Raw genomic sequence first — 15,537 nt, 5'->3', positions numbered from 1 at the left:
ATTATTGTAATGCTTTTTTGAGTAGAGGGATAAAAAAAACTCCAAAATCAAATGACTTTGGAGTTTTTGGTGGGCGATGAGGGGTTCGAACCCCCGACCCCCTCGGTGTAAACGAGGTGCTCTGAACCAGCTGAGCTAATCGCCCTATTTTACTAGGTTGCTATCGTTTGTGATTGCGAGTGCAAATATACAACCATTTTCGGTATGTGCAAGCAAAAATGAAAAAAAATTACAAAATTTCTGCAACCACAAAGGTGCTTCCGCCTATGTAGATAAAGTCCGTAGGAGCTGCCTTTTTCAATGCTGCTTCGTAGGCTTCTGAAACAGAAGAGTATACTTCTCCGTTTAGGCCAAATAATTGCGCTTCGGTTTGCAGTGTGGTTGCATCTAAGCCACGTGGAATATTGGGCTTACAAAAATAATATATCGCGTTTTTTGGAAACAAAGGCAACACTTCTTTTAAATCTTTGTCGTTGACTACTCCTAAAACAAGATGTAATTGGTCAAATTTCTCTTTTTGAATTTGACGCATTACGATTTCCAAACCGTTTTTGTTGTGGGCGGTGTCAGCAATTACTTTGGGTTGCTCTTTCAACTGTTGCCAACGACCTTTTAGTCCTGTGTTTTTTATTACGTTGGCCATCCCTGTTTGGAGTTGTTTTGGTGTAACTGTTAGGGTTTTGTTTTCGTTCAAAACTGCTATGGTTTGCATCACGGTTTTCTTGTTATGCACTTGGTAATCGCCAAGTAAATCGGAAGGGTAAGTACTCGAAATCAAATCCGACGCCAAATGAATTTCAGCAAAACAACTTTTGGCTTTGCTAATAAAAACAGGTAAGGTTTCTGGAGTGTATTCCCCAATCACTACCGGAATGCTGGGTTTTATGATGCCTGCTTTTTCACCAGCAATAGCCGCTAGTGTATCACCAAGAAATTGAGTGTGATCCAATCCTATATTGGTGATAATCGAAACTAATGGCGTAATAATATTGGTAGCGTCCAATCGACCACCCATTCCAACTTCTATAATGGCGATGTCGACTTGTTCTTTTACAAAATAATCAAAAGCCAAACCCACGGTCATTTCGAAGAAACTCATATCCTGTGCTTCAAAAAACGAACGGTGTTTATTGATAAAATCACACACAAAAGTTTCTGGAATTTCTTCCCAAGCTTGTTCTGGATTGGCATTCGAAATAATTTTGATGCGTTCTCTAAAATCTGTAAGATGTGGTGAGGTGTACAAACCTACTTTTAGCCCTGCTTCTTTGAGAACAGAGGCGAGGAGGTGAGAGGTAGAACCTTTGCCATTGGTGCCCGCCACGTGTATGCATCGCAGTTTTTGTTCAGGATGCCCCAAGTAGTCGGCTAACTGATGTACGTTGGTCAAATCTTTTTTATAAGCCGATGCGCCTTGTAATTGATACATGGGTAACTGATTATAAAGCCAATGTAGGGTTTCTTGGTAATTCATCTTTTCTGAAAAAAAAATTGAGGGTTAAAATATTTTTCGTTTTTTTTAGTTTAATACTAGAACGAAAAGTATCTTTAGTGCAAAATTGAAATATTTTTTAGAATTAATTCGTAAAAATCAAGAATAAAATATGTTTACTTTACTCTCTCTACAAGCCGACTCACTTACTGCTGCGACTTCTACTGCTGTTATTGAAAATGTTGCTCCTAATACTGAAATTTCGGTATTAGAATTTATTTTGAAAGGTGGTTTTTTTCTAATTCCAATTGCCATTTTGTTGTTCTATACGTTTTATGTTATTGCTGAAAGGTATATGTACATTGAAAAAGCTTCAAAAATTGACGATCGTTTGTTGCGCGATGTGGGAGAACAATTGCATTCAGGGAATATTGATTTGGCTAGAGCAATTGTTGAGCGTTCTACAACGGCTTCGAGTACGGTTATTAAAGAAGGGATTTTAGTGATTGGTCGTCCCATCGCAGAGATTGAATCGAATATGGATCGCGCTGCCGATATCGAAATTGGTCAAATGGAAAAGCATTTAGGCCATTTGGGATTAATTGCAGGTATTGCTCCAACCTTAGGATTTATCGGAACCATTTCAGGGGTTATCAAGATTTTTTACAGTATTTCGGTTACTGAAAACATCAGTATCGGAAACATTTCTGGTGGATTGTACGAGAAAATGATTAGTAGTGGTGCTGGATTAATTGTTGGAATCATCGCCTACAGTGCCTACCATTTGCTGAACGGAAAGATTGATAATTTTGCGCTAAAAGTGCAAAAACAGATTTTAGAATTTGTAAATATTATTCAAAGAGCATAGTTATGGCGATCAAAAGAAAAAGAAGATTTCACGCCGAAGTAGCGACCTCTTCGCTCAGCGATATTATGTTTTTCTTATTGTTGTTTTTCTTGATTATTTCCACACTGGCCAATCCCAATGTGATTAAAATGACCTTGCCCAAAGCCAAGTCCAACGAAAAAACGAATAAGCAATACATTAGCCTTTCGGTTACCGAAGACAAAAAGTTCTATCTCGACAAACAACCCGTAGCTTTCGAAGACCTAGAAACCACTTTGATGGGAAAAATTAGTGGCGAAAAAGACCAAACGGTTATCGTCCGAATTCCATTCAACCTACAAGTTCAAGACTTGGTTGACGTTCTTCAAATCGGCGTAAAAAATAACCTAAAGTTTGTCATAGCCACCAGTCCAAAATAAGAATAATTTGGGCGTGACCCCATAAAAGCAAAGGGGCGAATAGCATAGGTGTTATTCGCCCCTTTACTTTTCTGCGGTCGGGCTATCCGCGCTACTTCGGTAGCTAGCTCCTATCCCTCACGCATTTTAACTAGTCCCAAGACATATTGTTGTTACGATATCTAATTCAAATTGAAATTATAAACAATCTTGCCGACTTGTTTCTCTGGTGCGTTGCTGCTAGCGTCCCATTTGGTGTTCATTGCTGCAATTTTGGCTTGGTCCAAAAGACATTTGGCGGTATTGGTGGTTCCTTTGCTTCCTGCAATGGCGCTTATGGTGTTGCCATTACGGTCTACAGCTACTTCTACCACTACTTTGCCTACTTCGTTGCAAGTGTATTTTGGAACAGGTTTTGAAATGGCCCTGCGGTTGCCTAAAGAATAGCCTGCGCCTCCACCGGAGCCACCTCCGCTTCCTGCGCCATAACCACTACCGGTGCCAATGCCATTTCCGGTTCCGTTGCCGCCGCCTGTTCCGCCGCCAGAACCTCCAGAACCATAATAATCTTTGGCGCTCAAACTTCCGTTGGCTTTTCCTTTATTGCCCGCTACTTTATCGTCGCCATCGCCTCCTTTGTTGGAGCCTTTTAGGATGCTCGACAAGGCATCGTTGGTAGTGTTGGAAACTTTTGGTTTTTCGACAACGGGTTTTGGGGTTTCTTTTGGAGTAGCCGTGGTGTTTTTTACTTTCTCTTTTTTGGGAATTACTACACTTTCCTCCGTGGTCGTTTCTTGTGATAAGATGGCCTCGTCTGGAGTTGTTTCTGTGGGGGTAACTTTGGTTTGGTTTTTTACGTCCAAAACCTCGCTTTGGTAATCGGTACCCTGTCCCATTTCGCTATCACCAAAGTTGACCGTAAGCCCACCGCCGCCACCGCCAGCAAGTGCTGTAAAAGAATCGGGGTTGTAGGGAGGCCAAAAACGGATAAAAAATAAAATCAATAGCAGTATTCCGTATATTGCTACGGAAAAGGCGATGGCTTTTTTCTTATCTGAGGTAACTGGGGATTGCATTATGGTTTTGAATTTTAAGTATGGGTTAAAAACGCTGAAAAGTACTAAAAATTGTCAAGAAAAGAGAAGCGTTGTAGTGAAAATGATAGCAAAAATTGAGGTTGTTGCTCTCTAGCCCCGATGGCAGTGGCATCCTTTGCCTTTTTTCTTTAAAAAGGCAAAGATATAACGGACAGCGGGACGATGCTGCCCAGAAAGCCTTTTGTTACTGCTCCTAAAAATGAAATTAGATAGTAAAAAAAAGGTGCGGTTGAGGAACCGCACCTTTAAAAAATTTGTATGTTGATTTTACACCAATTGTTTCAAAGCGATTTCGAAAGCCGTCGCGCTAATGTTGTTTTTTGCAGCACTTAAAGCGTGTGCTTTTACAATAGCATTTTTGATGGTTTCGGACGTGTCTTGAAAGATGGCTTCGTCGGTCATTTGTACTTTTTTCTCCATAAAATAGGCGAAAACTCTAGCCATTCCACAGTTGGAAATAAAGTCAGGAATCAAGCTTACTTTGTGGTCTACATCTTCCATAATTGGCCCAAAGAAGATTTCTTTATCGGCAAAAGGAACGTTTGCGCCACAAGAGATTACTTCGAGTCCGTTCGCAATTAAACTGTCCATTTGAGATTGAGTTACCAAACGAGAGGCTGCACAAGGCGTGAAAATTTCTGCCCCAATAGTCCATATTTTTTCGTTGATTGCTTCAAAAGGAATCATGTTTTCGGAAACCAATTTGTTGCCGTCTTTGTTTAGGAATAAAGTTCTGATTTCTTCGAATGAAAAACCATTTTCGTTGATTAATCCTCCGTCTCTATCAATGATTCCGACGATTTTAGCGCCCATTTCAGCCAAATAAAAAGCTGCAGCCGAACCTACGTTTCCAAAACCTTGAACAATGGCTTTTTTACCTTTGATGTCGCCACCGTAAATGCTGTAATAATGTCCAACAGCTTGAGCCACTCCATAACCGGTAATCATATCGGCAACGGTGTATTTCTTAGTTACATCAGGGGAGAATTTTGGGTTTTCGATTACTTTGATTACACCTTGACGCAATTGCCCGATGCGATTGATTTTGTCTGCTTCGGTAGGTTTGAAATGTCCGTTGAACACCCCTTCTTGCGGATGCCAAACCCCACATTCTTCGGTCATTGGGATAACTTCGTGGATTTCGTCTACATTCAAATCGCCACCGGTTCCATAATAACTTTTTAATAAAGGAGAAACCGCTTTGTACCAACGTTGTAACACGCCTTTTTTACGAGGATCGTTGGGGTCAAAGTTGATACCTGATTTGGCGCCACCAATAGCTGGTCCTGAGACTGAGAATTTTACTTCCATTGTTTTGGCCAATGACAACACTTCGTTCATATCCAATCCTTTGCGCATTCTTGTTCCGCCACCGGCAGCCCCGCCACGCAACGAATTGATTACGGTCCAGCCTTCGGCTTCTGTTTCCGAATCTTTCCAATTAAAGACGATTTCGGGTTGTTTATTTTCGAATTTCTTTAATAAATCTTTCATTTGTTGCGATTTGTTTAATTTTTGACAAATATATAAAAAGAAGTAAGCCGTTGAGATAATTTTCAAAAATCTTCAACGGCTTTTTTTGCAGGGGCAAAAAGATGCTTTAATGCTTTTATTTTACTTTGCCTAAAAGGGCATTTTTGAGTTCGTCATCAACGGGATTGTCGGAAAGCCAAATTCCAAAAAAAGCTTTTTTGAAGTCGTATCCTGAAATTTTCCCTTCAAATTGGTTGTTTTTGAAAACCCAAATCGATTTTTCGTTAGCGTTGTAAACCAAATTGAATGCGTCATTTTCAAGCGTTGCTTCACGATTTAATAGTTTCTCTAAAATCTCCATTTGCGATTTAAATTTGGCTAAGTTCGCTTCCCCAACAGATTTAATCATTCCTTTGTGTAATGATTTGGATAATTTTTGAGAAGTCACCAATGATGAGGTGATTTGTAATCGGATGGCCATATTGTTGTCGCTTTCAAGAATGTCTTTGGCATCTTCTGAAAGCACACTTAGATATAGTGCTTGTACGTAGATTTCAGCCCAAAGTTTGGATCGTGTGCCAAAACCATTTAGCTGGAGTTTTTGACCTTCAAAATCTATAGTTCTTGGTACTGTTACGCCATTGATTGTAAATTTTTCTTGTGAATATCCTGATAGAGTAAACAGGAAAACGAAAAAGGCAATAAGAGAATAAGGTTTCATTTTTGTATTGATTTTAGCTGACTGCAAAAGTAAATACAAGCCTTTTTTTATTTGTAAAGGAGTTGATTTTTGTGGAATCACTTTGTTTTTTTTAAAATTCACATCGTATGTTTTTTATTTTTTGATTTTTGTTTTTATTTTTTTTAGAATTATGTTAAATTAATGCGTGAAAAGCTTGGGTTATTGAGGGTTAATTGGTTCTTTTTTAGGGATAAAACACTAAAAAATAGTTTGGTGGGGTATTCTGAAATGATATATTTTAACTTTTAAAGATTGATTTAATGAATCGTTTTTTGTGTGGCATTGTGATTTTTGTAGTTTTTGTTATTTTATTTTAGAAAAAATACATTAATACGAAATCGTTTGAGTGTAATGTAAAAAAATATTACTTTTGGTTCGAATAATTAAAGTATTACTAAAATAAACACGATATGGATTTTAATCTTACCGAAGAGCATATAATGATTCAGCAGGCGGCAAGAGATTTTGCACAAACCGAGTTGTTACCTGGTGTTATAGAAAGAGACGAACATGCCAAATTTCCAACTGAGCAAGTTCAAGCAATGGGACAATTAGGATTTCTTGGAATGATGGTTGACCCCAAATATGGTGGTGCCGGGTTGGATAGTATATCCTATGTGTTAGCCATGACAGAAATAGCTAAAGTGGACGCCTCAGCTGCAGTGATCATGTCGGTAAATAATTCCTTGGTTTGCGCCGGATTAGAAAAGTATTGCAACGAGGAACAAAAAATGAAATATTTAGTGCCTTTGGCCAAAGGAGAGGTCATTGGAGCCTTTTGTTTATCAGAGCCAGAAGCAGGATCGGATGCGACTTCTCAAAAAACAACAGCTATTGATAAAGGAGATTATTATTTGTTAAACGGTACTAAAAACTGGATTACCAATGGAGGTACGGCTTCTACCTATATCGTAATTGCACAAACAGATATTGAAAAGGGACACAAAGGAATCAATGCTTTTATTGTAGAAAAAGGTTGGCCCGGTTTTGAAATTGGTCCTAAGGAAAAGAAAATGGGAATTCGTGGTAGTGATACGCATTCTTTGCTATTTACAGATGTAAAAGTACCCAAAGAAAACAGAATTGGGGCAGACGGTTTCGGATTTGCTTTCGCTATGAATGTGTTGAATGGTGGACGTATTGGAATTGCTTCTCAAGCGTTGGGTATAGCAACTGGTGCTTATGAATTGGCCTTAAAGTATTCTAAAGAAAGAAAAGCCTTCGGTAAAGAAATTTTCAATCATCAAGCCATTGCTTTTAAATTGGCAGATATGTATGTGAAAATTACTGCGGCCAAATTGTTAATTATGAAAGCTGCTTGTGAAAAAGATGCTGGTCAAGATATAGCGCACTCTGGAGCAATGGCCAAATTGTATGCTTCTGAAATTGCCCTAGAGGTAGCCAATGAAGCGGTTCAAATTCACGGCGGAAACGGTTACGTAGCAGAATACCATGTAGAGCGTATGATGCGTGATTCAAAAATCACTCAAATTTATGAAGGTACTTCCGAAATACAACGTATTGTGATATCAAGAGGACTTTCTTAATATTTTTTTACTATTTAATAAAAACCATCAAAATTGCGTTATCAATAAAATGATAGCCCATTTTTGATGGTTTTCTTTTTTATACTGATAAAGAAACTAAAAAGTCTGAGGTTAGGTTTTAGGACATTTGTTTATTTTTGCGAAATGAAAAAAATTATAATTACAGGAACAAGCCGCGGTATTGGCTTTGAATTGGCCTTGCAATTCGCCAATGCAGGACATCAAGTTTTGGCTATTTCTAGAAAAATACCTCAAGCTCTTATAGAAAACGAAAATATTACTTGTTTATCAGTAGATTTATCTACAGAAGACGATTTGTACAAGGTTATTGATTTTCTATCAAGTGCTTGGAAGCGTGTGGATGCGGTTATTCATAATGCTGGTGCTTTGGTAAACAAGCCTTTTGCCAATTTAACTCAAGAAGATTTTGAATGGGTGTATCGTGTGAATGTTTTTGGAGTGGCTAATCTAACAAGAATTGCGTTGCCGTATTTGCAAAAAGGGAGTCATGTAGTGACAATAAGCTCAATGGGAGGCGTTCAAGGCAGTTTAAAGTTTGCCGGTTTAGCCGCCTATAGTTCAAGCAAAGGCGCCGTTATTACTTTGTCTGAGTTGTTAGCTGAAGAATATAAAGAACAGGGCATAGCTTTCAATGTATTAGCGTTAGGCGCTGTTCAAACGGAAATGCTAGAAGAGGCTTTTCCAGGGTATCAAGCGCCACTTTCTGCCGCAGAAATGGCTCAGTACATTTTTGATTTCACGCTGACGGGAAACAAATATTTCAATGGCAAAGTTTTACAAGTGACCACTAGTAATCCTTAGTACTATTCTAAGTTTATCATCAATTTTCCTAATCTCAAAAACGATATTTTCTTTTGTCTGAAACACTATTAAAATATTTACCTGAGCATGCAGTACAACCTGTTTTCGAACTGATAGTTGCCCATCATGTCCATTTGAAGATTGTGAACGAACGCGTGACTCGACATGGGGATTATCGCAGAGGGCACACCGGTAAACATGAAATTACGGTCAATGCCAGTTTGAATAAATACCGATTTTTGATTACCCTAATTCATGAAATTGCCCATTTAATCGCCTTTGAAAAGTTTGGTCGCAACATCAAGCCCCATGGCGTCGAGTGGAAAATGACTTTTCAGCGCTTGATGATTCCTTTTATTCGCCCCGAAATATTTCCTAATCATTTATTGCCACTATTAGCGCGTCATTTTAAAAATCCATCAGCAAGTAGTGATACCGATGCGACCTTGTCTCTGGCCTTAAAACAATTTGACCCTCAAAACGATAAAAATTATATCTTTGAACTTCCTTATGGTAGTCTTTTTAGAATCCATAATGGCAAGATTTTTCAAAAAGGAGCGCTTCGTACTAAACGTTATGAATGTGTAGAATTGAGCTCCAAACGGTTGTATTTGTTCAATCCTAATGCAGAGGTTGAGCTATTACCACATTAACGAAGTTTCTAAGAATGGTTAGGAACTTAAACTACAATGCTATGAATAAAAATTATTATGCCATACTTATGGCTGGTGGAGTTGGATCGCGTTTTTGGCCAGTAAGCACTGCCGAATTTCCAAAGCAATTTCACGATATGTTGGGTACGGGGGAAACGTTGATTCAAAAAACTTTTTCTCGTCTTTCGCAACTTATTCCTCAAGAAAATATTTTAATCTTAACCAATGAAGGGTATAATGATTTAGTATTGCAACAATTGCCAATGGTCCGCCAAGAGCAAATCATTTTGGAACCCGCCATGCGAAATACTGCGCCTTGTATTTTGTATGCCTCTTTAAAAATTAAAAAAGAAAATCCAAATGCTGTAGTCGTGGTTGCTCCAAGTGATCATTGGATTGAGGATGAGGTTCAATTTATTGCCAATCTACAGTTGTCTTTTAATTTTTGTGAACGCGAGGAAACGCTTATGACCTTGGGTATTTTGCCTACTTTTCCTAACACAGGATATGGGTATATCGAATACGACAAATTAGATAGCAGACCAGTAAAGAAAGTAGTGCAGTTCCGAGAAAAACCCGATTATGCCACGGCTAGAAGTTTTATTCAGAGTCGTAACTTTTTGTGGAATGCGGGTATCTTTATTTGGAGTATCTCGTCAATACTAAAAGCCTTTGAAGATTTTCAGCCCAAGATGTTGACTCATTTTATGAGTGGATATGACAGTTATGGTACTGATGATGAAGCTAATTTTATAAAAGAAAACTATCCATTGGCCGAAAACATTTCGATAGATTATGCCATCATGGAAAATGCCCAAAACACTTTTGTATTACCTGCAACATTTGATTGGAATGACCTAGGTACTTGGGGTTCTTTGTATGATAAATTGCCAAAAGATACTCAAGAAAATGCAGTTGTCAATGCGAATGTTGTTTTAGAAAATGCTACTAAAAACATCATAAGAACCGTTGGTACAAAGACTGTAGTGGTGGACGGATTACACGATTACATCATAGTAGATAACGAGGATGTACTGTTAATTTATCCAAAAAGTAAAGAGCAAGATATTAAGCGTATTGCCAATCAATTGAAAAAATAGATTCAAGCTAAAATAAAAAAAAAAACTATAATCCTTTTTTGTGTTGGATTATAGTTTTTTTGTTTTAGAGCAATGCGTGAATCACTATTGCTACTAGCGGAGGTAACAATCCTAGGGCAAGCAACCATTTGCCTCTACCCAAAATTCCGTTTTTTCCTTTTGCAATGAAAATTCCAGTTATCGTTATTACAATTAGCAATACAGCAAAAACATCCGAAAACCATTTCCAGCCTTTGAGACTGTTTTTATGCAAAACATTAGTTTGATAAAAAACTGGCCTTCTATAAACGGTCTCATAAATTCCTGTTTTTGTTTCAAAATTTAAATGTAGCGTTGCGTTGTCGTAATAGATTTTCATTTGATTATTCGTCGGGAAATCAAACAATTTGTATTCCGTTTCGCCAACTTTATTATTCAAATCATTAATGGTTTTTTCAGAAATGTTTGCCTTGCTTAGGTTTTCAACAAATGAGATGTTCTTTTTTTCAATTATGAAATCCGAGTTCCATTCATTCACATGATTGAGGGCTATACCAGAAATGCAATACATGATAATTAATCCCGAAAAAAAGTAACCCAAGTCGCGATGCCATTCGAGGTTGAGTTTACGTACTTTTTTTAATGTTTCTTTTTTCATTTACTGCTGTGTGATTTTATCTGTATATTCTTTTGTAATGTTGATTACCCAGTTTTCAATATTTGTGTCAGGTAAAATGGCATCGGGTTTGTAGATTACTTTTTCTTTGAAATTTGGAACCGCTGCTACACCACTACCGATTATGCCAATTTGAAAATCTTCATCATGTGCTACTAACACAGGAATTACTATGGCACTTTTTTCTGTTTTTAATACTTTGTTGATGGCTTTTGTTGTTTCTTGAGGATTGTAATGTGCAATATGTCCACACCAGCCATGGGAATGGGAGTCAATTCCAATTTTCATCTTTACATTTTCAGCTACCGAGTTGAACAAAGCTGTCCATTCTTTATCATAATCTTCATCACCATAACCAATTAATACAAGTCCCTCTTCTGATGGATTCTTGGAAAGTTGTTGCACTCTTTTTAGTACATTTTTTTGTAATATATCTGTGAAATCTAGCAATGGTGTGATATGTGTTTTTGCCTTGGCTACATATCGTTCTATTTTTTCCAGTTTCATCATTTCTAATGATTTTTTGTCTTCTTTTTGACCGATAATTGTTGGAATGTCTTCAAAAGTGTGGGGGCTTACGGTTAGAAATATTGGGACAATAATCACATCAGTAAATCCTTCTTTATCAAATTCTTTTAGTCTCGTGGCAATAGAGGGTTCTGTGTATTCCATAAAAGCTGTTTTGATGCCACCAATTTTTTTACTTTTTAGAATGGAAGGCGCAACACTTTTTTCTAGTTCTAATAGAGCGTTTCTCCAAGTAGCTGATCGCGAACCATGATTTACTAAGAGTACCCCAATTTTTTTATCCTTTTCTTGGGAAGTTATTGTTTCTTTTTTTTGACAGGAAACAAGTAAGGAGAGCGCTACTAAAGTCCAAACGGTTTTTTTAAAAAGTTTTTTCATTTTATGAATGATTAAGTATTGATATTAATTTTTCTATTTCAATTTGAACACTGTGTTTTTAATGGTAAAAACAGTTCATAAGCAGGAAATAGAAGTGCAAATATATTATATTAATTTAGAATAAATAAAAATAATAAATATCTTTGCGCTATTATTTATCGCTTTTAAAATTGAACATGAAACGTATTTATCTCAAAACCTTCTTGATAGGTCTCCCTTTTTTTGTTTTTTCACAGGAAAAAAAATCTGATTCTTTAGTGCCACAACACCTCAACGGCGTAGTGATTACCGCACAGTTTAAACCTCAGTCTATAAAAAAAGCAGTAAACAACGTAAGGATGATTTCGCGAGCGGAGATTCAAAAATTGGCCGCCACTAATTTATCAGATGTGTTGAATCAATATTTGAATATTACCATAACGCCAAGTTCTGGTACAGGGCGCTCTACGGTGTCTATGTTTGGTTTGGATGGCAATTATTTTAAAATTTTAGTTGATAATATTCCAATAGTAAGCGAGGGGTCGATGGGAAGTAATATTGATCTTACCCAAATCAATCTCGATGATGTGGCACAAATAGAAATCATAGAAGGTTCGATGGGCGTTACTCATGGGGCCAATGCTGTAAGTGGTATATTGAACATTATTACAAAAAAGTCAATACAAAAGACTTGGGAGGTGACCGCTACAGTGCAGGAGGAAACAGTTGGTCAAGAGTATGCTTTATTTTCAAAAGGGAGACACATTCAAGCTGTAAAAGTGTCGCACAATATAAATTCCAAGTGGTTTGCGTCGGTAGGATTTAATAGAAACCATTTTGCAGGATACTTCGATGATAAGAAAGGTGCCAATTATACTGAATCGGACGGTTTGCGTGGCTATACTTGGTTGCCTAAATTGAATACATTTTCGAATGGTTTGGTTTCCTATACTTCAAATAAAATGAAAGCTTTTTATCGATTTGATTATTTAAACGAAAACATCGATTATTATAATGCCTCACTCATTTCAATTGCTAATCCACCCTTTGGTAATAATTTATTTGCTGATGATAAAAGATATCTAACTCAGCGATTTTATCATCATTTGAATTTGATTGGAAATGTATCGAATATCAAATATGATCTTTCATTTTCTCATCAAAAACAAACCAGAAAAACTGAAAATTTCACTTATAATTTTCAAACAGATCAAGAGGAGAATTTGAGTCGTACGGCTAATCAATCGGCCGAAGTTTTATACAGTACGGGGACTTTTAGTAATTTTTTCACACATGATAAAATTGATTTACAATTGGGTTACGAATTTGTAAATAATCAAGGCATTGCTTTAGTAGATGGCCCCAGTCAAACCCTAGTACGCATTGATAAACGCTTTGAAAACTATGACTTTTTTATTGCCTCTGAAGTAAAAGCAACGGATAAGTTTTTGCTCAGAGGAGGTTATCGAGTTTCCTTGCAAAATCGATTTGACACGCAATCGGCGGCATCACTTGGTTTGCGATATTTATTTCAAAATGGGATAGAGTTAAGAAGCTCTATTGGCAAATCTTTCCGAGTGCCTACGTTTGAAGAGTTGTATTCTAAAATTCAGTTTTCGGGCCATAATTTTTTTGGTAACGAAAGTTTAATTCCAGAGCGCAGTACTTCTTTCGATCTTAATGTAAAGAAAGTAACTTATCAAGATAACTTTAAATTTTCAAATCAATTAAGTGCTGCGTACTTAAACGTAAATCATCGGATTGATATGGCGTATGTAGGCCTTGATGCTAACGCTTCTCCTATTTACCAATACATCAATGTAAATACTTATCAAATGTGGAATGTTGCTATGAATCATCAATTGGAGTACAACCTATGGAAAGCAACATTAGGTATTATTGGGGTTGGTATTTCTCAGAAAATGGACAACGGACAAGCCATTGCTGATGCCAAATTTCTTTATAATCTACAACTTAATGCAAGTGTTTCTTATGAAATTCCAAAATGGAATGCGAATGCATCAGTCTTTTTTAAATATAACGGGAAACAACCTCAATTTATGAGTAGTAATGCCAATGGTGCCCCAACGTATGTTTTGACGGAAATGGATAGTTATTCTTTTCTCGATGTTTCTTTTAGAAAACATTTTATACAGAAACAGTTAGAACTCACTATGGGAGCCCGCAATCTATTGGATGTAACCAGAGTCAATCAAGGGGCGGTTTCGCAAGGACATGCCTCTTCCTCCATGTTATTGGGGTATGGGCGCTCGTATTTTATGAAATTATCGTACAATCTTAACTTTAAATAATTCAATTTTTTATGAAAAATATCTATTTCATTTTAGTGCTTTTTATGGTCTCTTTTTCGAGTTGTAGCGAGGATTCTGCCTCTTTATCTCCTGCAACACAAGTTGCTTTTGTTCATAAAGAACACAATTTAACCCAGCAGGATACTCAGGTCATTATAGCTTTTTCTCAGCCAGTTGCTACAGCAGGCACTCTTGTTTTGAATGTACAACCTACTCAACTTGAATACGGAAAAGACTTTGTGACTTATCCTAAGTGTGTTTCAAACACCTTGACTTTGCCTTTTGATGCAAATGCCACATCTATTGCGTTTACTTTTTCAAAATTGATTGATGCGATAGAGGGGGAGGTGAAAAATGTCAAGTTCTCTATTGTTTCTCTTTCTGTGGAGGGAGTGGAAATTTTGCAGAACAACAAAACTACTCAACTTAATTTTAATGAAACTCCTGTGGTAGCCAAAACGGTAGTGGTAGAGAATGGAGGTAACACTTTTCCGCATTCGTTTTATGTTGATTTGAGTTCTGGAATAGGTACCACGGTAAATCGTGTGGGATGGGAATTAGGTTTTTCTTCGGGTACTGATTTTAGAGTGATTTTAAATTCAGGAATCAATGGACTTGCCGTTAAGCAGCTTAACACGAATAATATAGATGAAGTTCAAATGGAAGATGCTTCAGTAACGACAGGCAATTATGAACCTTCATCTGCTAAATACGTGGATCACCCTAGTGGGCAACTCTCTGCCACTGCAATAGCCGAAATTTCTTCGGTCGATGCCAATAATAAAGTTTATCTAGTTAATCTAGGACAAAACATTGCTTCTGCTCCGGCATCAGGTACGGCGGCAGCATTGACAGGAACAGCTAGAGGTTGGAAAAAAATCAGAATTTTGCGTAGTGGTACTAATTATAAATTACAATATGCTGCTATTGATGCCACTTCTCATAACGAAATAATCATACCTAAGAAGGCTGAATTTAATCACACTTTTTTTAGTTTGCTTACCAATACCATTGTAAACGCAGAGCCTTTAAAAAATAAATGGGATCTTCTGTTTACGCCCTATGTTGGCTATACATTAAATGGTAGCGAAAATGTGTCATACTTCTTTGCAGATGCGGTATTAACGAATCATTTGAACGGCACAAAAGTATATGTCGTACCTACTTCCGAAAAGACCTATGCCGAATTTACTCTTGATCATGTGGTTGCTTCAAAATTTGATTTGGATAATGCAATTGAGCGTAGAGCAATAGGAACCAATTGGCGTGTCACTTATCCAGCTCCTTCGGTCAAAACCGACTGTTTTTTTGTGCTTAAAGATGCAGCAGGGAATATTTATAAGTTAAAATTCAATGGTTTGTTAAGTTCGACTGGAACTAGGGGGACATCTATCTTCGAATATGTTAAGTTGAATTAGTTTTAACAGTAAATAAAAAACCCGGAAATTAATCCGGGTTTTTTTTGCTCTAGGTGTTTGATTGATGTTTGTTCCTATTCCGAATTTCTAGTTAGTAGCTATTGAGAATACTACAAACTGTAAAAGAGTTAAGCAATGTTGTCAAGAGCAAACTAA

At 37.1% G+C, this 15,537-nt stretch carries 14 protein-coding genes and 1 tRNA gene; 8 read left to right on the top strand and 7 right to left on the bottom strand.

The genetic code is table 11. From position 1 onward, the window contains the following. Nucleotides 1–67: 67 nt before the first annotated feature. A tRNA-Val gene (locus ACZIX2_RS10340) sits at nucleotides 68–145 on the bottom strand. Nucleotides 146–229: 84 nt separating this feature from the next. Beyond that, entirely contained in the window at nucleotides 230–1,474 is a 1,245-nt protein-coding gene (locus tag ACZIX2_RS10335) for a bifunctional folylpolyglutamate synthase/dihydrofolate synthase (RefSeq protein WP_463340009.1), read from the bottom strand. A 130-nt stretch (nucleotides 1,475–1,604) separates the two neighbouring features. Between ACZIX2_RS10335 and ACZIX2_RS10330 the strand changes: the two genes are divergently transcribed. Together ACZIX2_RS10330 and ACZIX2_RS10325 are read left to right on the top strand one after the other, a co-directional pair. Next, nucleotides 1,605–2,300 carry a MotA/TolQ/ExbB proton channel family protein gene (locus tag ACZIX2_RS10330; RefSeq protein ID WP_463340008.1) on the top strand — a complete coding sequence of 232 codons (696 nt, stop codon included), beginning with the start codon at nucleotides 1,605–1,607 and terminating at the stop codon, nucleotides 2,298–2,300. Nucleotides 2,301–2,302: 2 nt separating this feature from the next. Continuing rightward, a complete protein-coding gene (locus tag ACZIX2_RS10325; protein ID WP_298297689.1) occupies nucleotides 2,303–2,698 on the top strand; it encodes an ExbD/TolR family protein in 396 nt (131 codons plus the stop codon). A 161-nt stretch (nucleotides 2,699–2,859) separates the two neighbouring features. Here ACZIX2_RS10325 and ACZIX2_RS10320 read toward each other — a convergent pair whose 3' ends face one another. The 3 genes from ACZIX2_RS10320 to ACZIX2_RS10310 all read right to left on the bottom strand — a co-directional run bounded on the left by ACZIX2_RS10320 (nucleotide 2,860) and on the right by ACZIX2_RS10310 (nucleotide 6,070). Next, nucleotides 2,860–3,753 (bottom strand): energy transducer TonB, encoded by an 894-nt coding sequence (locus tag ACZIX2_RS10320; RefSeq protein ID WP_463340007.1) that lies wholly within the window; start codon nucleotides 3,751–3,753, stop codon nucleotides 2,860–2,862. Between the two features lie 288 nt (nucleotides 3,754–4,041). After that, complete coding sequence (locus tag ACZIX2_RS10315; protein ID WP_463340006.1) at nucleotides 4,042–5,268, bottom strand: Glu/Leu/Phe/Val dehydrogenase dimerization domain-containing protein; 1,227 nt, start codon at nucleotides 5,266–5,268, stop codon at nucleotides 4,042–4,044. 115 nt (nucleotides 5,269–5,383) lie between these two features. After that, the gene (locus tag ACZIX2_RS10310) at nucleotides 5,384–6,070 is read right to left on the bottom strand and encodes a chalcone isomerase family protein (RefSeq protein WP_463340005.1); all 687 of its coding nucleotides are present in this window, start codon (nucleotides 6,068–6,070) and stop codon (nucleotides 5,384–5,386) included. Nucleotides 6,071–6,399: 329 nt separating this feature from the next. On the opposite strand from ACZIX2_RS10310, the gene ACZIX2_RS10305 reads away from it, so the two are divergent. The 4 genes from ACZIX2_RS10305 to ACZIX2_RS10290 all read left to right on the top strand — a co-directional run bounded on the left by ACZIX2_RS10305 (nucleotide 6,400) and on the right by ACZIX2_RS10290 (nucleotide 10,111). After that, the gene (locus tag ACZIX2_RS10305) at nucleotides 6,400–7,536 is read left to right on the top strand and encodes an acyl-CoA dehydrogenase family protein (RefSeq protein WP_463340004.1); all 1,137 of its coding nucleotides are present in this window, start codon (nucleotides 6,400–6,402) and stop codon (nucleotides 7,534–7,536) included. 144 nt (nucleotides 7,537–7,680) lie between these two features. Next, the gene (locus ACZIX2_RS10300) at nucleotides 7,681–8,358 is read left to right on the top strand and encodes an SDR family NAD(P)-dependent oxidoreductase (RefSeq protein ID WP_463340003.1); all 678 of its coding nucleotides are present in this window, start codon (nucleotides 7,681–7,683) and stop codon (nucleotides 8,356–8,358) included. 53 nt (nucleotides 8,359–8,411) lie between these two features. After that, nucleotides 8,412–9,011, top strand: coding sequence for a SprT-like domain-containing protein (locus tag ACZIX2_RS10295; RefSeq protein WP_463340002.1), 600 nt, complete (start codon nucleotides 8,412–8,414; stop codon nucleotides 9,009–9,011). A 41-nt stretch (nucleotides 9,012–9,052) separates the two neighbouring features. Then, a complete protein-coding gene (locus ACZIX2_RS10290; protein WP_463340001.1) occupies nucleotides 9,053–10,111 on the top strand; it encodes a mannose-1-phosphate guanylyltransferase in 1,059 nt (352 codons plus the stop codon). A 64-nt stretch (nucleotides 10,112–10,175) separates the two neighbouring features. Here ACZIX2_RS10290 and ACZIX2_RS10285 read toward each other — a convergent pair whose 3' ends face one another. After that, complete coding sequence (locus ACZIX2_RS10285) at nucleotides 10,176–10,748, bottom strand: PepSY-associated TM helix domain-containing protein (RefSeq protein WP_463340000.1); 573 nt, start codon at nucleotides 10,746–10,748, stop codon at nucleotides 10,176–10,178. Further along, complete coding sequence (locus ACZIX2_RS10280) at nucleotides 10,749–11,672, bottom strand: sirohydrochlorin chelatase (protein ID WP_463339999.1); 924 nt, start codon at nucleotides 11,670–11,672, stop codon at nucleotides 10,749–10,751. Between the two features lie 176 nt (nucleotides 11,673–11,848). Between ACZIX2_RS10280 and ACZIX2_RS10275 the strand changes: the two genes are divergently transcribed. Continuing rightward, the gene (locus ACZIX2_RS10275) at nucleotides 11,849–13,963 is read left to right on the top strand and encodes a TonB-dependent receptor plug domain-containing protein (protein WP_463339998.1); all 2,115 of its coding nucleotides are present in this window, start codon (nucleotides 11,849–11,851) and stop codon (nucleotides 13,961–13,963) included. Nucleotides 13,964–13,974: 11 nt separating this feature from the next. Continuing rightward, the gene (locus ACZIX2_RS10270) at nucleotides 13,975–15,381 is read left to right on the top strand and encodes an HmuY family protein (RefSeq protein WP_463339997.1); all 1,407 of its coding nucleotides are present in this window, start codon (nucleotides 13,975–13,977) and stop codon (nucleotides 15,379–15,381) included. Nucleotides 15,382–15,537 lie beyond the last annotated feature (156 nt).

This window comes from Flavobacterium riviphilum, from assembly GCF_055231795.1.
This window is presented reverse-complemented; position numbering and strand designations above follow the sequence as displayed.

Coding starts and splice junctions, on each gene's coding strand:
- ACZIX2_RS10335 (WP_463340009.1), bottom strand. CDS start 1,474: ATGAATTACCAAGAAACCCTACATTGGCTTTATAATCAGTTACCCATG.
- ACZIX2_RS10330 (WP_463340008.1), top strand. CDS start 1,605: ATGTTTACTTTACTCTCTCTACAAGCCGACTCACTTACTGCTGCGACT.
- ACZIX2_RS10325 (WP_298297689.1), top strand. CDS start 2,303: ATGGCGATCAAAAGAAAAAGAAGATTTCACGCCGAAGTAGCGACCTCT.
- ACZIX2_RS10320 (WP_463340007.1), bottom strand. CDS start 3,753: ATGCAATCCCCAGTTACCTCAGATAAGAAAAAAGCCATCGCCTTTTCC.
- ACZIX2_RS10315 (WP_463340006.1), bottom strand. CDS start 5,268: ATGAAAGATTTATTAAAGAAATTCGAAAATAAACAACCCGAAATCGTC.
- ACZIX2_RS10305 (WP_463340004.1), top strand. CDS start 6,400: ATGGATTTTAATCTTACCGAAGAGCATATAATGATTCAGCAGGCGGCA.
- ACZIX2_RS10300 (WP_463340003.1), top strand. CDS start 7,681: ATGAAAAAAATTATAATTACAGGAACAAGCCGCGGTATTGGCTTTGAA.
- ACZIX2_RS10290 (WP_463340001.1), top strand. CDS start 9,053: ATGAATAAAAATTATTATGCCATACTTATGGCTGGTGGAGTTGGATCG.
- ACZIX2_RS10285 (WP_463340000.1), bottom strand. CDS start 10,748: ATGAAAAAAGAAACATTAAAAAAAGTACGTAAACTCAACCTCGAATGG.
- ACZIX2_RS10280 (WP_463339999.1), bottom strand. CDS start 11,672: ATGAAAAAACTTTTTAAAAAAACCGTTTGGACTTTAGTAGCGCTCTCC.
- ACZIX2_RS10275 (WP_463339998.1), top strand. CDS start 11,849: ATGAAACGTATTTATCTCAAAACCTTCTTGATAGGTCTCCCTTTTTTT.
- ACZIX2_RS10270 (WP_463339997.1), top strand. CDS start 13,975: ATGAAAAATATCTATTTCATTTTAGTGCTTTTTATGGTCTCTTTTTCG.